18 protein-coding genes are annotated in these 16,537 nt (G+C 70.5%); 9 read left to right on the top strand and 9 right to left on the bottom strand.

Going from position 1 to position 16,537, the window contains the following annotated elements:
- Positions 1–52 precede the first annotated feature (52 nt).
- Positions 53–1,489 (top strand): diguanylate cyclase domain-containing protein, encoded by a 1,437-nt coding sequence (locus ACFO0C_RS00420; RefSeq protein ID WP_378064377.1) that lies wholly within the window; start codon positions 53–55, stop codon positions 1,487–1,489.
- Here the strand turns inward: ACFO0C_RS00420 and ACFO0C_RS00415 are convergent.
- On the bottom strand, positions 1,455–3,731 hold the full coding sequence (locus ACFO0C_RS00415; RefSeq protein WP_378064376.1) for a putative bifunctional diguanylate cyclase/phosphodiesterase: 2,277 nt from the start codon (positions 3,729–3,731) through the stop codon (positions 1,455–1,457). The two genes, ACFO0C_RS00420 and ACFO0C_RS00415, sit on opposite strands and share 35 nt — an antisense overlap.
- A gap of 125 nt (positions 3,732–3,856) precedes the next feature.
- On the opposite strand from ACFO0C_RS00415, the gene ACFO0C_RS00410 reads away from it, so the two are divergent.
- Both ACFO0C_RS00410 and ACFO0C_RS00405 read left to right on the top strand, forming a co-directional pair.
- A complete protein-coding gene (locus tag ACFO0C_RS00410; RefSeq protein ID WP_378064375.1) occupies positions 3,857–4,366 on the top strand; it encodes a peptidase M23 in 510 nt (169 codons plus the stop codon).
- A 34-nt stretch (positions 4,367–4,400) separates the two neighbouring features.
- Complete coding sequence (locus tag ACFO0C_RS00405) at positions 4,401–5,387, top strand: phosphatidylinositol-specific phospholipase C (RefSeq protein WP_378064374.1); 987 nt, start codon at positions 4,401–4,403, stop codon at positions 5,385–5,387.
- A 1-nt stretch (position 5,388) separates the two neighbouring features.
- On the opposite strand, the gene ACFO0C_RS00400 is transcribed toward ACFO0C_RS00405, so the two are convergent.
- Together ACFO0C_RS00400 and ACFO0C_RS00395 are read right to left on the bottom strand one after the other, a co-directional pair.
- Positions 5,389–5,775: a roadblock/LC7 domain-containing protein gene (locus ACFO0C_RS00400; RefSeq protein WP_378064373.1), complete on the bottom strand. Its 387-nt coding sequence runs from the start codon at positions 5,773–5,775 to the stop codon at positions 5,389–5,391.
- Between the two features lie 86 nt (positions 5,776–5,861).
- Complete coding sequence (locus tag ACFO0C_RS00395) at positions 5,862–6,236, bottom strand: hypothetical protein (protein ID WP_378064372.1); 375 nt, start codon at positions 6,234–6,236, stop codon at positions 5,862–5,864.
- Positions 6,237–6,516: 280 nt separating this feature from the next.
- On the opposite strand from ACFO0C_RS00395, the gene ACFO0C_RS00390 reads away from it, so the two are divergent.
- Entirely contained in the window at positions 6,517–7,002 is a 486-nt protein-coding gene (locus ACFO0C_RS00390) for a GAF domain-containing protein (RefSeq protein ID WP_378064371.1), read from the top strand.
- Positions 7,003–7,008: 6 nt separating this feature from the next.
- Positions 7,009–8,142 carry an aromatic ring-hydroxylating oxygenase subunit alpha gene (locus ACFO0C_RS00385; protein ID WP_378064370.1) on the top strand — a complete coding sequence of 378 codons (1,134 nt, stop codon included), beginning with the start codon at positions 7,009–7,011 and terminating at the stop codon, positions 8,140–8,142.
- A 40-nt stretch (positions 8,143–8,182) separates the two neighbouring features.
- On the opposite strand, the gene ACFO0C_RS00380 is transcribed toward ACFO0C_RS00385, so the two are convergent.
- On the bottom strand, positions 8,183–9,769 hold the full coding sequence (locus tag ACFO0C_RS00380) for a lysyl oxidase family protein (protein ID WP_378064369.1): 1,587 nt from the start codon (positions 9,767–9,769) through the stop codon (positions 8,183–8,185).
- A 163-nt stretch (positions 9,770–9,932) separates the two neighbouring features.
- Between ACFO0C_RS00380 and ACFO0C_RS00375 the strand changes: the two genes are divergently transcribed.
- Together ACFO0C_RS00375 and ACFO0C_RS00370 are read left to right on the top strand one after the other, a co-directional pair.
- Entirely contained in the window at positions 9,933–11,066 is a 1,134-nt protein-coding gene (locus ACFO0C_RS00375; RefSeq protein WP_378064368.1) for a GH12 family glycosyl hydrolase domain-containing protein, read from the top strand.
- A 58-nt stretch (positions 11,067–11,124) separates the two neighbouring features.
- Entirely contained in the window at positions 11,125–11,505 is a 381-nt protein-coding gene (locus ACFO0C_RS00370; protein WP_378064367.1) for a DUF2750 domain-containing protein, read from the top strand.
- Position 11,506: 1 nt separating this feature from the next.
- Here ACFO0C_RS00370 and ACFO0C_RS00365 read toward each other — a convergent pair whose 3' ends face one another.
- From ACFO0C_RS00365 to ACFO0C_RS00350, 4 genes are all read right to left on the bottom strand, one after another.
- Positions 11,507–11,905 (bottom strand): hypothetical protein, encoded by a 399-nt coding sequence (locus tag ACFO0C_RS00365; protein ID WP_378064366.1) that lies wholly within the window; start codon positions 11,903–11,905, stop codon positions 11,507–11,509.
- Between the two features lie 110 nt (positions 11,906–12,015).
- Positions 12,016–12,837: a hypothetical protein gene (locus tag ACFO0C_RS00360; RefSeq protein WP_378064365.1), complete on the bottom strand. Its 822-nt coding sequence runs from the start codon at positions 12,835–12,837 to the stop codon at positions 12,016–12,018.
- Between the two features lie 19 nt (positions 12,838–12,856).
- Positions 12,857–14,083, bottom strand: a complete 1,227-nt coding sequence (locus ACFO0C_RS00355) for a L,D-transpeptidase (RefSeq protein ID WP_378064364.1) — start codon at positions 14,081–14,083, stop codon at positions 12,857–12,859.
- Between the two features lie 157 nt (positions 14,084–14,240).
- Complete coding sequence (locus tag ACFO0C_RS00350) at positions 14,241–14,540, bottom strand: antibiotic biosynthesis monooxygenase (protein ID WP_378064363.1); 300 nt, start codon at positions 14,538–14,540, stop codon at positions 14,241–14,243.
- A gap of 152 nt (positions 14,541–14,692) precedes the next feature.
- Between ACFO0C_RS00350 and ACFO0C_RS00345 the strand changes: the two genes are divergently transcribed.
- Complete coding sequence (locus tag ACFO0C_RS00345; RefSeq protein WP_378064362.1) at positions 14,693–15,142, top strand: GNAT family N-acetyltransferase; 450 nt, start codon at positions 14,693–14,695, stop codon at positions 15,140–15,142.
- Between the two features lie 83 nt (positions 15,143–15,225).
- Positions 15,226–15,999 carry a hypothetical protein gene (locus tag ACFO0C_RS00340; RefSeq protein WP_378064361.1) on the top strand — a complete coding sequence of 258 codons (774 nt, stop codon included), beginning with the start codon at positions 15,226–15,228 and terminating at the stop codon, positions 15,997–15,999.
- A gap of 20 nt (positions 16,000–16,019) precedes the next feature.
- Here ACFO0C_RS00340 and ACFO0C_RS00335 read toward each other — a convergent pair whose 3' ends face one another.
- Complete coding sequence (locus ACFO0C_RS00335) at positions 16,020–16,499, bottom strand: Lrp/AsnC family transcriptional regulator (protein ID WP_378064360.1); 480 nt, start codon at positions 16,497–16,499, stop codon at positions 16,020–16,022.
- Positions 16,500–16,537: the final 38 nt, after the last annotated feature.

Genomic DNA, 16,537 nt, shown 5'->3' with positions numbered 1-16,537 from the left:
CGCTGCCGCCGCCCGATCAGACCGAGGACCGGTTCCAGGGTGGAGGAGCGACGTGACGCAGGTGCCTGCCGGCCGGCCCTTCCTCGGCGCGCGCCCGGCGACCGACGCCGTGCCGCCGGTGATCGGCGCGCCCGTCCTGTTCCTCGGGACCTGGGCGCTGACCGCGTGGGGGCAGCGGCACGGGGCGATCCTCGGGTCGCCGCTGGTGCTGTCGGCGCTGGTCGTGGTCTTCGCCGCGAGCGGCAGCGAACGCTACCAGCGGTGGCTGGGCGGCGGGCACCTGCACAACCGGGTGGTGCTGCGACTGTTCCACGCCACCCTGCTGATCGGGTCGGTGCTGCTGCTCGGCGGCTGGGGATTCCTGCTGCCGGCCGCCGTCGTCCTGATCGGCGTCCTGCACATCGGCTGGTCCGGCTCCCGCACGTGGCTCCCGGCGACGATCGTCACCGCCGTGGTGACCCTCGCGGCCCAGATCGCCGTGCAGCTCGGCCTCACGCCGTCGGTGGTCGAGCCGGCCCAGTCGCACCTCGCCGCCATCGTCAACCTGTTGCTCGCCGGGTTCGGGCTGAGCAACCTGGGACTGGCCGCGGCCCGCGCCGAGGAGGCCTCGATGACCCTCCAGCGCGCCGAGGAACGATTCCGGGCGCTGGTGCAGGACTCCTCCGACGTGGTCTCGGTGATCGACGCCGGCGGGCGGCTCACCCACGTCAGCGCCGCCGTCGAACACGTGAGCGGCTGGGATCCCGGCGAGCTGGAGGACACCGCCTACCTCGACCTGTTCCACCCCGACGACCGGGACCGGGTCGGCGCGGCGCTGGCCGGGCTGACCGACGACGGCCCGGACAGCCACGCGAGCCTGGAGGTACGGGTCGCGCACCGCGACGGCACCTGGCACTGGCACGAGGTCCTGCTGCGCAACGCGCTCGACCATCCCGCCGTCCGGGGCATCGTGTCGAACCAGCGCGACATCAGCGACCGCCGCGCCCAGCAGGACCGGCTCGCGCACGCCGCCGCCCACGACCCGCTGACCGGCCTGCCGAACCGGGCCGAGGTGCTGCGGGTCCTGGGCCGGGCGCTGCGCGACTCGGCCGACGACGCGGCCGTGGCGCTGTTCTTCATCGACCTGGACGGGTTCAAGGCGGTCAACGACGACTACGGTCACGCCGCCGGCGACGCCCTGCTGGTGGCCGCGGCGAACCGGCTGCGGGCCGGGCTGCGCGAGGAGGACCTGCTGGGCCGTCTGGGCGGGGACGAGTTCGCCGCCGTGCTGACCGGCATCACGGACGCGGCGGACGCCCAGGCGCGGGCCCGGCGGCTGATGGCCGACATGGGGCTGCCCTTCGACCTGCCGGAGCACCGGGTCAGCATCGGCGCGAGCATCGGTGTCGCGGTGGCCGGGCCGTCCACCGGTGCGGACGACCTGATGGCCGCCGCCGACGCCCGGATGTACCAGGTCAAACGAGAGCACCGGGACCCGGCGCAGGTGTGAGACCGGCCGGGCGGTAGGTGTCGATCTCACCGGCCGGCAGCGGGCGGGCGTAGAAGTAGCCCTGCGCGTAGCGGTAGCCGAGACGGTGCAGCTCGGCGGCCTGCTCGGCGGTCTCCACACCCTCGGCGACGGCGCGCAGCCGCATGCCGTCGCTGATGGTGAGCAGCGCGGCCACGATGACGGCCGGCTCGCCGCCCCCGGTGACGTCGTCGACGAACGACTTGTCGACCTTGAGGATGTCGGCCGGGCAGGTCCGCAGCAGACCGAGCGACGAGTGGCCGGTACCGAAGTCGTCGAGGGCGATCTTCACACCGAGCGCGGCGATCGACTTGAGCTCGTCGAGTGCCGTGCCGCCGTCGAAGACCGCGGTCTCGGTGATCTCCACCGTCAGCACGTCCGGCGGCAGCCCGGTACGCAGCAGGACCGCCGCCACCTCCTCGGCGAACCCGGCCTCGCGCAGCTGCCGGGCCGACACGTTGACGCTGACCGTCCGCGGCGCGGCGGCTCCCATCGTCTGCCGCCAGCTGACGGCCTGCCGGCACGCCTCCTCGAGGATCCACGCGCCGAGCGGCACGATGAGGCCGGTGCGCTCGGCGGCCGGGATGAACAGGTTCGGCCCGATCGGGCCCCGCACCGGATGGGTCCACCGGACCAGCGCCTCCACGCCGAACAGCTCCCCGCCGGGCATCGCCACGATCGGCTGGTAGAGCAGGTGCAGCTGGTCGGTGTCGAGGGCGCCGCGCAGGTCGGCGGCGACCCGGGACTGCTCGGCGGTCCGGTGGTCCATCCGCTCGTGGTAGACGACGTGCCGGCCCTTGCCCTGGCTCTTCGCCTCGTACATCGCGACGTCGGCCCGGCGCAGCAGCTCGTCGGCGGTGTCGCCGGGCTGTGCCGGGGCCAGCCCGATGCTCGCCTCGACGACCAGTTCGTGCCCGCCCGCGTGCAGCGGGCGGCGCAGGTCGGCGGCGATCGCGGCGACCACCGGCGTGTGGTCGCCGCGCAGCAGGAGTGCGTACTCGTCGCCGCCGAGACGGGCCACCAGGCAGCCGTCCGGCATCTGCGCGGAGACCCGTACCCCCACCGCGCCGAGCAGCGCGTCGCCGACCGGGTGCCCCAGGTCGTCGTTGATGGCCTTGAAGTCGTCCAGGTCGAGCAGCGCGACGGTGACGTCCGGTGAGCCGCCGGCCAGGGCCGCGGTGATCTCGCGGACCAGCACGGTCCGGTTGGCGAGGCCGGTGAGGCCGTCGTGGCCGGCCTGGTGGGCGAGCTGCCGCTGCCGGGCGTCGAGGTCGTCGAGCAGCCGGACGTTGTCGCGGAGCGCGAGCACCTGCCGGGTCGCGACGAGCAGCGTGACGACGAATGATCCGGCCGCGACCACCAGCAGGTTGCCGGTGCCGGACGCGGCGGCGGACAGCAGCAGCGCGCCGGTGGCCAGGACCGCGGTGTACGGCATGACACTGGGCCGTCGCGGCAGCGGCCGGGGCGGCGGGACACCCACCCGGGAGGCCCGGATCTGCCGGTCGGCGGCCAGGCAGACCAGCAGGGACGTGGTCGGCAGCAGCACGTGGCCGGTGTTCAGGTACGGCCGGTCGGCCAGCAGCGGCGCCATCGCACCGCCCCCGGCCCCGACCGCGCCGGTCATCGCGAGGACGTACAGGGCGCGGCGGTCGATCGGGCCGGTGCCGGTGAAGGACACCTTGACGAAGGCGAGCATGCCGATGATCGCGGCGGTGGTGATGACCACGATCGAGGCGGCGCCGGCCGCGGTGCCCCGGGTCCAGCTCTCCCAGCGCGGCAGGACCAGGTACCAGCTGAACGTGGTCACCGTGACGACCATGGTGGCGACGTCGAGGCCGAACCGGGTCCACTCGACCCGGGAGCGCTGGGCCCCGGGGATGCGCAGCAGGCCGATGAGGAACGCCATCAGGCTCGCCACGTACAGCCCCGCGGTGACACCACCGATGTGCTGGCCGGCCTGTTCGCCGCTGAAGTAGTCACGGGCCGCGGAGATCGAGGCCAGGCCCAGCCCGGCCATGCCGCCCGAGGCGTACCGCCAGAACGTGCGTCCCGCGGCGCCGGCCCGCCAGGCAGCGGACATCGCGATCGGCACGGCGAGCATCAGGAGGGCCCACCCGGCCACCGGCGGGGTGTGGACGAACAGGCCGATCGCGAACCACACCCAGGCCACCGCGGCGACACCGATCGACGCGACGACTGTGCGGGTCGGCCTCCAGCGCGGCACGGCCGCCTCCGTGCTCTCCACAGAGACTTCATCGGCCGAACGGCCGATCCCGTGAGCTTTCCCTCGGCATTGATAGATCGGTACCCTTCGCCGGTCCCGTGATCTTCCGGAAGGTGCAGCCCCCTGTGCGCGCGTTGTTCGTGACCGCCGTCGCCGTTCTCGTCGCTTTTCTGATCAGCCCTCTGGTGCGCGCCGACGCCGGTTGCACCCCCGCGCCCGTGGCCTCGCCGGCCGGCCGGTGGAGCGACGAGCAACTCGCCAACGTGCGCCTCATCGTCACCATCGGCACCGAGCGGCGGGTGCCGGACCAGGGCCTGGTGATCGCCGTGGCGACGGCCATGCAGGAGTCGCGGCTGCGCAATCTGAAGGGCGGCGACCGGGACTCGATCGGCCTGTTCCAGCAGCGGCCGAGCCAGGGGTGGGGCACGCCGAAGCAGCTCTCCGACCCGGCGTACCAGACCAACAAGTTCTACGACAAGCTGCTCGACGTCCGCGGCTGGCAGCAGATGCGGCTGACCGAGGCCGCCCAGGCGGTGCAGATCTCGGCCTTCCCGGAGGCCTACGCGAAGCACACCGACGCGGCCACCTCGCTCGTCGGCACGGTGCGCGAGGTTCCGGATCAAGGCTGTATCTAGCGCTTATAAAGCGCAGTCGATATCTTCTCGTCGCATGAAGCGTCTTCTCGCCGCGGCGTTCGCCACCGCCGCACTGCTGCTCGTGCCCCAGCCCGCGTACGCGGCCGACACCTCGTACCGGACGTTGAGCAGCGCGAGCAACCCGGACTGGATGGCCCGGATCCCGGACGGCCGGAGCCTCGCCGCGCTGTCGATCCCCGGCACCCACGAGACGATCTCGATCCACGGCGGCGACTACACGCAGACCCAGGAGGACTACGGCTCCAGTGCCGGCACGCTGACCGCGCAGCTCAACGCCGGCATCCGGGCGATCGATGTGCGGGCGAGGATCAACGACGGCAACACGTTCACCATCCACCACGGCGCGGTCTACCAGGTCGCCAACTTCGACGACGTGCTCGGCAAGCTGTCGGCGTTCCTCACCGCGCACCCGGCCGAGACGGTGCTGCTCCGCTTCAAGCACGACTGCACCGGCGAGACCGGGTCCTGCACCGACGCGACCGGGCAGAAGAGCTTCCCGGACATCTTCGACTCGTACGTCGCCGCCCGCCCCGGCCTGTTCTGGACGCCGTCGGTGACGCGCTCGTCGGCCGCCGCGGTGCCCACCCTCGGCGCGGTCCGCGGCAAGGTGGTGCTGGCGGTGCTGAACGGCCCGCGCGGCGGCCGGTTCGCCGACTACGGGCTCGCTCAGTTCTCCGGGTGGGCCGACGGATCGTCCACCTACGTCCAGGACCAGTACAGTGTGCCGACGTTCGCCCAGATCGCCGACAAGCGCGCGGCCGTGAACAACTTCCTGACCACCACGAACTCCGGTGACCCGACGAAGATCTACGTCAACTTCACCAGTGGCTCGGGCGCGCTGGCCCCGCCCTACTGGGTGGCCGGCGGCGCGCTGTTCCAGCAGGGCGTCAACCCGTACCTGCTGGGGCGGTTGAACTCCGGCTCGTTCACCCGTACCGGGGTGCTGATGATGGACTTCCCGGGCGGCGGATTGATCAACAAGATCATTTCCTACAACTGAGTCACCGGAGCTGGGTCAGGTCGAGCATCTGCGCCAGGCGGCCCAGCACCGGCCGGGCCTCCAGGTGCAGCCGGGCGATGTTGACCATCCCGTCGCCGACCACGGCCAGCAGCGCCAGGTCGCCGATCCCGTAGACCGCGAGGCATCCGTCCCGGTTGCGGATCGTCACCTCCTGGAACTGCCCCTGGCCCAGGGCGCCGCCGCAGGTGCGGCTGATGCCGTGGGCGGCGGCGGCCATCGCGGCCACGTCGTGCGGTTCACCCGGTGTCCGGCTGTCGTGCAGGATCAGCAGGCCGTCGACGCCGGCGATGAGGCAGCCGGTGACCCCGACGACCTGGTGCCGCAACCCGGCCAGTTCCAGCCGCAGCGGCCGCCGCGGGTCCGTCACGGGGTCGAGCTGGACGGACCGGGTGGACTGCGGTGGCGCGGAGTGCCTCGGGGCGAGGCGGCTCGGCAGACCGCCATGAGGGCCAGTCATACGTCGAGGTCCGACTCGATCTTGCGCAGTTGGTGCCGGGCCAGGCCCAGGTTGGCCCGGCTCTTGTGCAGGGCCAGGTAGAGGAAGAGCGCGTCGCCGCTGTGCCGGGAGCGCAGCAGCCGGATCAGGTGGTACTGCGAGTCGAGGGTGATCAGGATGTCCTCGATGCCGTCCTGCAGGCCGAGCAGCTCCAGGGCCCGCATCTTCGCCCGGACCACGTCGGTGTTCGCGGCCGCGGCGACGGTCATGTCCATGACCCCGTCGCCGCCCAGGTAACCGAGGGTGAGCCCGCTGGTGTAATCAACGAGCGCGACGCCGACGGCGCCTTCGAGGGCCATGGCCTCTTTCAGCGCGGTCTCGATGTTCGCCACGAATCCTCCACATTTCTCGCACCGGATTTCGCCGGCACTGATCGGCGGGAAGCGACAACCGTGGCACAGGAAACTTGCTCCGGGGAACAACTGCCCCGGAAGCCCGACTTAAGATCGTTTCAACGCCCCCGTTCGGCCGGTCGCGCCCGACCCGCGGGCCGAATCGGGCTCGATCGTCGGTCCAGCCCCGGCACACCCGGGCATGGAACCGGCATAACGGTCAGGCCATCACTCTCCGGAGTGGCGCCGACATCCCACCACCGCCCCTACTGTGTTAGCTGTGCACTCCACGGACGACATGCTGCGCGAGGTGATCGCCGCCCTCGACCAGGCCCGTACCCTGACCACCGTCCAGCGTCTGGTGCGCGGGAACGCGCGGGCGCTGGTGGACGCGCACGGCGCCACGATCGTGCTGCGCGAGGGCGACAAGTGCTTCTACGCCGACGAGGACGCGATCAGCCCGTTGTGGAAGGGCCAGCGGTTCCCGATCACCGAGTGCATCAGCGGCTGGGCGATGCTCAACCGGGTGCCGGCGATAATCCCCGACATCCGCGTGGACGAGCGGATCCCGCAGGAGGCCTACCGTCCCACCTTCGTCCGGTCGCTGGCGATGATCCCGGTCCGGGCGGCCGACCCGCTCGGCGCGGTCGGCGTCTACTGGTCGACGACGCGGCGGGCCACCAGTGAGCAGATCGCGTTGCTGTCGGCCCTCGCCGACGCGACCGGCGCGGCTCTCGAGCGCATCCTGCCGGAGCCGCCACAATAGCGAGTCATGACGGTCAATCGGCAGGACGTCAAGGACATCGGTTCGGGGTACGACCCGGACCCGGCCCGCTCGATGTCGTTGCGGGCGGCGGCCTACGTCGACCCGCGGTGGCTCGACGTGGATCAGAAGGCCATCTTCGCCCGCACCTGGCAGTGGGTCTGTCACGTGGAGAAACTGAGGGCGCCGGGCAGCTATGTGGCGACGACGGTGGCGGGGGCGCCGATCGCGGTCGTGCGTGACCGCTCCGGCCGGCTGCGGGCCTTCTACAACGTGTGCAAACACCGGGCGCACGAGCTGCTGTCCGGCTCCGGCGTCACCGGGACCATCGTCTGCCCGTACCACGCCTGGGTGTATGACCTGGACGGCTCGCTGCGCCGCGCCCGCCAGACCGACCGCATGCCCGGTTTTGATCGCGCGGAAATCTGTCTCGACCGCATCGCGGTCGAGGAGTTCGGCGGTTTCGTCTACGTCAACCTGGACGGCTCGGCCGCCCCGCTGGCGCAGCAGGCGCCGGATCTGCTCGCCGAGATCGAACGGTGGGCGCCGGACGTGGCCGGGCTGACCTTCGCCAAGCGGCTCACCTACGACGTGAAGTCGAACTGGAAGAACGTCATCGACAACTTCCTGGAGTGCTACCACTGCCACATCGCGCACCGCGAGTTCGTGGCGCTGGTCGACATGGACACCTACGAGGTGCAGACGCACGGCATCTGGTCCAGCCACTTCGCCGAGGCCGGCAAGCAGGAGAACTCCGCCTACGACGTGTCCGGCGCGTCGGTCACCCAGCACGCGGTGTGGTGGCTCTGGCCGAACACCTGCCTGCTGCGCTATCCCGGGCGCGGCAACTTCATGGTGTTCCAGGTGATCCCGGACGGGCCGGACCGGACGTTGGAGACGTGGGACTTCTTCTTCGAGACGGCCGAGCTGGAGGGCGCCGAGACCGAGGCGGTCCGCTACATCGACGAGGTGCTCCAGCAGCAGGACATCGCGATCGTGGAAAGTGTCCAGCGGGGCATGGCGACGCCCGCTTTCGATCAGGGACGGATCGTGTACGACCCGGACGGTTCCGGCCTGTCCGAGCACGGTGTGCACCACTTCCACGGCCTGGTGCTGAAGGCCTACGAGGACTTCGTCCGCTGAGTGGCCGCCCCTTCGCAGGAAGGGACGGCCACCGCATACGTCAGCCCTCGATGCCGTGCACCGGTGGCACGGTGAGCGTCCGTGCCTCCGGTGTGCCGCCGAGGATGATCTCGCGCAGCGCCGTGTTGTTGGTGGTGCTCAGTTCGGCGAGCTTCTTCTCCGGGTTGGCCAGAACCTGGATGTAGTAGGTGCCGTTCGGCAGATCGGTGATCTCGAACGACTGGCCGGGACGGCTCTGGCTGTAGGTGTCGCCGTTGCCGATGTCGAGGACCTCACGCACCGCGACGACGGTGTCGGCGCCGCACGAGGTCTCCAGCGAGGTGTTCTCCGGGCGCCACTTGGCGCCGGTGATCGTGTAGTCGACCGCGTCGGTGTTGGCCAGGCAGAACGCCTCCTTGCCGCTGCGCACGGCCAGCTTCTGGTCCGACGACAGCAGGTTGTACTGGGCGAAGTCGGTGAAGTGCCAGTGCTTGTGGCCCTCACGCGCGTCCCACTCCATGGTGCCGGCCTCCTTCGAGCCGACCTGGTTGCCCTTGGCGTCGAAGAAGTACTGGTAGGCGTCCATCAGCTCGGTGCCGGAACGCCGGAAGCCGTCGACGAGCAGCGGCGAGGTGCCCGCGTTCCAGACCGTGGCGCCGAAGTTGACGTACCACTTGCCGTCCTCTTCGGACAGGTCGATGCCCCAGGCCGGCAGCGACCGGAGGTCCGGCTTCGGGCCGCCGGCGGGCGCGGCCTTCAGCGTGGCCGGGCGCTTGGCCGGTGCCCGGAACTCGGGCAGGTACGACGACACCTGGCGGGTGGCGTCGCCCTCGCCGGCGTGCAGGGAGTGCTCGTCGGCGGGCGCCAGTTCCTTCGCCTCCGCCTTCTTCGCCCGGACCAGGCCGCCCTTGCCCTCGTCGGACATGTCGACCACGGTGACCGCGACGCTGACGGTCGCCGACTTCTCCGGGATGCCGAACATCTTCTGGTACGTGGGGTTCACCGTGGCCGTGGCGGTGTACCTGCCGACCGGCAGGTCGAAGCCGTCGTCGCCGCGACCGTCACTGAACGGCCGGTCGGGCACCGACGAGTTCCAGCCGGCCTGCACTCCCCAGACCGCGCCGAGCGTGAACGGGTTGTAGCCACCGCAGTCGGTCGGGTACGGGCTGGTCGCCGGGGCGTCCGGCCGGGTGCGCGCCGAGCCCCAGGTGTTGCCGCAGAACGCCGTCGTGTACTCCTTGACCGTCCGGCCGGCCTCGTCGACGATGGTGAACTTCGTGAAGTCCTTGAGCCCGGTGAAGTCGGCCACCGTCCCGGCCGGCAGGGTGACCTTCTTCTTCTTGCCGTTCTGGACCACCACCTGCTCGGCGACGATCGGCTTGTCGTAACCGGTGCGCTTGGCCCAGATCTCGAACGGGTCCTTGCCGGCGATGACGTGCAGGCCGAGGTCGAACGAGAGCCACACGTCGCCGTCGTACTCGTAGCGTTCCGCGGTGACCGCCGAGGTGGCGGCCACGAAGGAGAGCGCCGGCGGGGTGGTCGCGGCCCGGGCCACACCCACCCCGGCCGCGGTGAGCGCCAGTGCGCCCGTCGCGGCGCCCACTGCCATCAGGCGGGAGCGTCCGCGCCGGTTCGTCGGTTGAGTCATGCTGTCCTTCCGGTCGGGCGGCCGGCGGTGCTCCGGCCGCGGCGCGACCATCCGAATCGGACAGCTATGAATTTCCTGTGAGATAGATGCCCGTTGGCACGAAACAGGGATGGACGTAGGCTTCTGGGAGCGCTCCCACACGTCCCCGAGAAGGAGCTCCCCCGTGATCCGTCCCCTCCGTTCCCTGCTGGCGATAGGCCTGCTGGCCGTCTCCGGCATCACCGCGCTCACGCTCGCCGGTCCGGCCGAGGCCGACACCCAGATCTGCGAGCAGTACGGCACGACCACGATCGGCGGCCGATACGTCGTGATGAACAACCGCTGGGGCACCTCCGCCCAGCAGTGCATCAACGTCACCGGCACCGGCTTCTCCATCACCAGCCAGCAGGGCACCGGCAACACCAGCGGCGCGCCGGTGTCCTACCCAGCCGTCTACTTCGGATGCCACTACACCAGGTGCTCCCCCGGCACCAACCTGCCGATCCAGGTCGGCTCGATCAGCAGCGCCACCAGCAACGTCAGCTTCCAGTACGTCTCCGGCGCCACCTACGACGCGGCCTACGACATCTGGCTCGACCCGTCACCGCGGACCGACGGCGTCAACGCGCAGGAGATCATGATCTGGTTCAACCGGCAGGGCTCGATCCAACCGATCGGCTCCCCGGTCGGCAACGCCACCATCGGCGGGCGGACCTGGCAGGTGTGGCAGGGCAGCAACGGCGCCAACGCGGTGGTGTCCTACCTGGCCCCGTCGGCGATCAGCAGCTGGAACTTCAGCGTGCTGGACTTCATCAACGACACCAAGACCCGGACGTCGGTGACCAACTCCTGGTACCTGACCAGCGTCCAGGCGGGCTTCGAGCCGTGGATCGGCGGCGCGGGCCTCGCGGTGACCGACTTCTCGGCGACGGTGAACGGCGGCGGAACCTCGTCCCCGTCACCGTCTCCCTCCACGTCTCCCTCCACACCGCCGGGCAGTGCCTCCTGCCGGGTCACCTACGCCACCAACGTCTGGAACACCGGCTACACCGCCACCGTCACGGTGGCCAACACCGGCGGCAGCGCGATCAACGGCTGGGCGCTCGCCTTCACGCTGCCGTCCGGCCAGTCGATCACCGGCTCGTGGAACGCGGCGCTGAGCGGCACGTCGGGAGCCATCACGGCGCGTAACGCCGCGCACAACGGAAGCATCCCGGCGAGCGGCAGCACGTCGTTCGGTTTCCAGGGCACCTACAGCGGGACGTTCGCCAGTCCCTCGTCGTTCGCCCTGAACGGAACCGCCTGCACACGCGCCTGACCCCGGTCCCACCGGGCGGCCGTCGGACGGTCGCCCGGTGGCCGATACGATCAGCGGCATGGCATCGGATGACATCTCCCGGCGTGACGCGGAGCAACTGCTCGGGCTGGACGCCGCGGCTCGTGTGGCCGCCACGTTCGAGGCCATCGCCGATCGGGGCGCCCTGTGGGTCTGGGGCGACGAGGGCGACATCCTCTTCACCGAGGACGGCCGCCGCCGCGATCTGCTGCCGATCTGGCCGTTCGCGACGGTCGCCCGCCTGGAGAACGAGGGCGACGTCGACGGCGAGCACGCCATCCGCATCCCGGTGCGGGTCTTCCTCGACGAGTGGCTGCCGCAGCTGGAGGAGGACGACGCGGACATCGCGATCTTCCCGGTGGAGGAGCGGAACGCGGCGGTGCTGACACGCGCCGAGTTCCGCTCCCGCCTCAGCGGCTGACTCAGGTCAGCAGGGTCACCGAGTAGTCGAGCGTGGTGCCATTCGCGGTGTAGGTCGCGGTCTGCCCGTTCGCGCAGTACGACACGAAGACGTTGCCCGGCACGTCGTCACCGGCCTGGGCGTGGACGAGCGGCCGCACGTCGACACCCTCGGCGAACGGCGTGGACGCCAGGTCCACGATCCGCCACTGGTTGATCGGGTAGTCGTCGGTCGGCGCGGAGAGCTGACCGTCCCGCGTGGTGATCTGGAAATTCACCACGAAGCCGCCGTTGTTGACCACGGCCACCTTCTGGACGCAGGGCACGGCCTGGGCCGCCGCGGGCGAGGCGGTCAGGCCGACCACACCCGCTCCGGCGGCGAGGGTCATGGCGACGGCGGCCGGCACTCTCTTGCGGATCACGCTGATCTCCTTCGATCAATGAATGGGGTCAGCGCAGGCAATATCCTGATAGATCCGCAGCAAACGATGGCCGAGTTTCACCATATTTAAAATCGATCGCGGCAAATAGGTTAGAACGGCGGCGCCGCCGGTCGCGCCAGGTTTCGCCGGTGCCGCCAGAACGGTTTCACGGCCGCACGTGACCACTGCCACGCCGCCGCGACCACGATCCAACCCTGCGCGAGCAGCGCCTCCCACCGCGCCTCCGGTGTGCGCGGCAGAAGACTCAGAGCAAAGACCACCGGGAGTACGACCACCGCGTACCAGGCCAACGCGGGCTTCCGCCACCACACCCCGACGAACATCGGCACCGAGAGACACAAGAACGCGTACTCGAACGACGTCCGCCCGACCGCGTTGTCCCCCGCGTAGTCGTCGCCCACCACCAGCTGCGACGAGGCGAGCACCACCAGCGTCGCCACCAGCACCTTGACCTGGAGGATCCGCCGGCGTCCGATCGCGCTCATCCGGTCACGGCCCTTGCCGGTACGCCCGGCCCGCTGCCGGAACAACTCGTCACCGGCCGCGACCGTCCCCAGGAAGATCTGCGCGTAGACGAAGACGACGATCGGCACCAGCCAGTCGAACGGCTCCGGGAACCGCGCGGCCTGCGGGGCGACCAGACCGGCGAGGAACACCGGCAGCGCGACACCCACCGGCCAGACCGGCCATCGCAGCCGGGTGATCCCGCGCGCCACCACGACGGCGAGCAACGCGGCCGGCGGGACACAGAGCAGCACCCCGGCGACCGGGCTGCTGTCGAGCAGCGCCACCCCGACCACGGCCACCGTGACCAGACCCCACAGCACCGCGCCGACGACGAACAGCGTCCGTGGCCATCGACGGCGGGCGCTCTCCAGCGCCCGGTCGACGGTGTCGAAGAGGACGTCCACCGGTCAGTGCACCGCCGGGTCAGTCACCGTACCTGTCGAAGGGGATCGTCCAGTCGCCGATGCCGTTCCACACCTCGAGGTCGCGCGGGCTGTTCTTCACGTCGACGATGTCGCCGAGCATGAAGTTCTCGTACACCCACTTGGCGTCGGCGGTGCTCAGGTTGATGCAGCCGTGCGACAGGTTGGCCCGGCCGAGCGACCCGTTCCACGGGGCGGCGTGCAGGAACTCGCCGGAGTAGCTGATCCGCGCGCAGTACTCGATGTCCTTGGGCGCGTAGAAGTTCGGGTCGTCGGGGTCGGTGACGCCGTAGCTCGCCGAGCTCATGGCGTGCACGCGCTCCTTGGTCAGCACGACGTGCGGGCCGCCGGCGGTCCAGTAGTTGATCTTCTGCCCGTTGGCCCCTGTGGTGTAGCCGCCCTTGCCGAGACTGCTGCGCATCGAGCGGACCAGCTTGCCGTCGATGTAGACCTTGGTCATGTGGGTCCGGTTGTCGCTGATCGCGATCAGCTCACGCCCGATCTTGAAGCTGGCCGACGTGTTCTTCGCCCCGTAGACGGTCTTGCCCAGCTTGACGCCGAACGCCTTGACCGAGACCTTGATCTTCGTGCCGGCCGCCCAGTACTTCTTCGGCCGCCAGTGCACGGTCCGGTCGTCACGCCAGTAAAACTTGCCCTCGACGGACGGCGACGTCTCGATCTCGATCGCCTTCTCGGCGGCGGCCTTGTTGACGGCCCGGCTGAACGCGACGATGACCGGCTGACCCACGCCGTACGTCTTGCCGTCCTTGAGGGCCGTCATCGAGTTGGCCTGGAAGGTCACCTTCGCCACGTTCGCCGGCTTCACCGTCGAGAAGGTGGAGGTGTGCTCGCTGTCCACGCCCTTGCTGTCGGCGGCCGTCGCCACCACCTTGTAACTCTTGCCGTACGCCAGCTCGTCGTCCGACCGCCACGTCCCGTCGGACTGGATCGAGCCGCTGATCGTGGTCTTGCCGGCGGTGACCGTGACCGACTTGAGGGTGCCCTCCTCGGCCGCCACGACGATCGGTTTGACCGGCGACCAGTCCTTGGCCCCGGAGACCGGCGTCATGTTCAGCCGGACCGGCGCGGCGGCCTGCTCGGTCTCGGCCACCGGCTCGACCCAGGCCGTGCCGCCGTCGGCACCCTTGCCGGAGGAGGTGCATCCGGCGGCGGTAGCGGCCGCGGCCACGCTCAGTGTGCCGATGATGACCTTGCGTCGCTGAATCATGGCTCTCACAATCGAGGGGTCCCGGGTGCGCCATCCATGGCCGTACGGACTAGATGACGGGGCTGCGGCTCGAAACGTTGCCTGCGGAGTCGATCAAAATTTCGAGGGTCATCATCGTGACAGATCTGGATCCCGCGCGATATCCCGGATCCGTGCCTCAGCTGCCCGAAAACGGCGGCTCTGCACCCTCCTCGGCACTGATCAGCGCGGCGATCGCGGCGAAGAAAGCGGCGATACCGGGAAGGTTGGCGCCTTTCGCCCGGGAGGCGGCGAAGTCCTCGGGAGTGCTCCAGGTCACGATGTCCAGCCACTCGTCACCGGGCAGCCGGACGAGCCGGGCGCCGAGGAACCCGGCACGGTCGGCCCGGAAGTCGGCGAGCATCGCCGGGCGGGCCCTCAGCAGCTCCTCGACGCGGGCCGGCTCGACACGGAAGCGGGTCAGTTCAACTGTCGTCATACCCTCAAGGTAGTCACCGATACTGACTATCACAATAGGTGACTGTTCGCCGGGATCCCGGTGTGCGGTACGGCACCGCCCACGCCCGCCCGCCCGATCGGCGCGCGGGCAGGATGACCCCGTCGCGATGTCATGACGAGAGGAACACCGAGATGATCACGGTCAGCCGGGCCGGCGCCGGGGACATGCCCGAGGTGGCCGCGCTGTTCGCCGGATACCTCGACTTCTATCAGCGGCCGGCACCGGCCGAGCGGGTGCTCGCGTTCCTGCGGGAGCGACAGGACCGCGGCGAGGCGGTGCTCCTGCTGGCGCGCACCGCCGACGGCACACCGGCCGGGTTCGCGAACGTCTACCCGACGTTCTCGTCGCTCTCGATGGCTCCGGTGTGGACACTCAACGACCTGTTCGTCGCCCCCACCGCCCGCCGCACCGGCGCCGGCCGCGCCCTGGTCCGCGCGTGCGCCACCGAGGCCCGGGCCGCCGGCGCCGTCGGGGTGCAGCTCCAGACCGCACCGGACAACCACACGGCGCAGGCCCTCTACCGGGCCGAGGGCTTCGAGCCGGACACCTTCGCCGCCTACTACCTGCCCCTCACCGCCTAGCGCCGCCGGCCGGCGGCGTCGGGACGGCGCGACGCATCGATGGATTACGATGCCGGGAGCGCTCCCACACCTAGGAGGCAATGATGCGCAAGCTCATCGCCGCGGCTGTCACGGCCGCGATGCTCGGCGTCGTGGCGGGCAGTGTCCCGGCCGGGGTGGCGGGCGCCGCCGGTCACGGATCCTGCACCCGCGGGCTGCTCTTCTGCGAGGACTTCGACCGGCGGCCGCTCGGTGGGCCGGCCACCGTCGACTGGGGCGTCGACACCCGCAACGGCACCCTCACCGTCGAGCGGTCCCGCCAGGGCCGGGTGCTGCATGTGCACACCGTCGACAACGGGCGCGCCTTCCTCCGGGTCGACGACCTCGCGGTGCCCGGTGACCGCCTGTTCGGCCGGATGCGACTGCGTGTCGACGCCTTCCCGACGGCCCCCGACTGGGCCCACTTCACGCTGGTGGAGGCGACCGGGACGGGGAGCACCGAGGTGGTCCGGCCGGTCGGCGGGCAGTTCGCGCCGACCGTTCCGGGGACCTTCTGGGGCGTCGGCGCCGACGGCGGGCCGACCGGCGACTGGACGAACTGGCGGGAGTCCGCCCCGGTAACCGAGGACACCTGGCAGTGCTTCGAGTGGATGCTCGACCGGTCCGGCGACCGGGTCGCGGTGTGGATCGACGGGGCCGCCAACCCGGAGCTGACCGCGTCCACCACCGAGCACGGCGGAGCCGGCGTGCCGTTCGTCCTGCCCGCGGTGACCACCGTCAAGATCGGCTGGCAGCTCTACCAGGCCGGCACCACACCCGGCACGTTCGACCTGTGGATCGACGACCTCGCCCTGGGCACCCGCCGGCTGGGCTGCTGACGGAAGCCACGCGCATCACGTCAGGTGCGCAGCACTCCCGCACCGGTGCGGACCTCGAAGACCAGGTGTGTCTCGGTCTGGCGGACCACCCGGTGGCTGGTGACGTGGCGCAGCACGAAGTCGCGCAACGCCTCGGCGTTCTCGACGGCCACGTGCAGGTAGAAGTCGTCGGCCCCGGCGACGTGGAAGGCCTGGAGCACCCCGGGTGTCGCGGCGAGCGCGTCGTACAACTGGCTGACGTTGGCCATCGTGTGGCTGCCCAGCCGCACCTTGACCATCGCCTGCAGCGGCCGGCCGAGGAGCGCCAGGTCGAGCTGGGCGCGGGTGCCGGTGATGACGCCGGCCTCGCGCAGTGCCCGGACCCGGTAGGCACAGGTCGACTCGGCCAGGCCCAGGCGGCCGGCGAGCGCCTTGTTGGTGACTCCGGCGTCGTCGGAGAGCGCCCGCAGCAGCTGGTGATCGACGTGATCGAGGGTGACCGGCTGTTGCGGGTTCCGCAAGGTGATCGCTCCCCTTCGCTGTTTCGCTGCTGAAAAAG

Origin of the sequence: Actinoplanes subglobosus (assembly GCF_042650585.1) — a bacterium.
GTDB classification, from domain to species: Bacteria; Actinomycetota; Actinomycetes; order Mycobacteriales; family Micromonosporaceae; genus Actinoplanes; species Actinoplanes subglobosus.
Note: the sequence above shows the minus strand (reverse complement) of the source record. Positions and strands in the feature narration are given on the sequence as shown.

What these genes read in the sequence shown, in the direction of transcription:
- ACFO0C_RS00355 (WP_378064364.1), bottom strand. Translation starts at nt 14,083, where the DNA reads ATGATTCAGCGACGCAAGGTCATCATCGGCACACTGAGCGTGGCCGCG.
- ACFO0C_RS00345 (WP_378064362.1), top strand. Translation starts at nt 14,693, where the DNA reads ATGATCACGGTCAGCCGGGCCGGCGCCGGGGACATGCCCGAGGTGGCC.
- ACFO0C_RS00350 (WP_378064363.1), bottom strand. Translation starts at nt 14,540, where the DNA reads ATGACGACAGTTGAACTGACCCGCTTCCGTGTCGAGCCGGCCCGCGTC.
- ACFO0C_RS00380 (WP_378064369.1), bottom strand. Translation starts at nt 9,769, where the DNA reads ATGACTCAACCGACGAACCGGCGCGGACGCTCCCGCCTGATGGCAGTG.
- ACFO0C_RS00340 (WP_378064361.1), top strand. Translation starts at nt 15,226, where the DNA reads ATGCGCAAGCTCATCGCCGCGGCTGTCACGGCCGCGATGCTCGGCGTC.
- ACFO0C_RS00385 (WP_378064370.1), top strand. Translation starts at nt 7,009, where the DNA reads ATGACGGTCAATCGGCAGGACGTCAAGGACATCGGTTCGGGGTACGAC.
- ACFO0C_RS00405 (WP_378064374.1), top strand. Translation starts at nt 4,401, where the DNA reads ATGAAGCGTCTTCTCGCCGCGGCGTTCGCCACCGCCGCACTGCTGCTC.
- ACFO0C_RS00370 (WP_378064367.1), top strand. Translation starts at nt 11,125, where the DNA reads ATGGCATCGGATGACATCTCCCGGCGTGACGCGGAGCAACTGCTCGGG.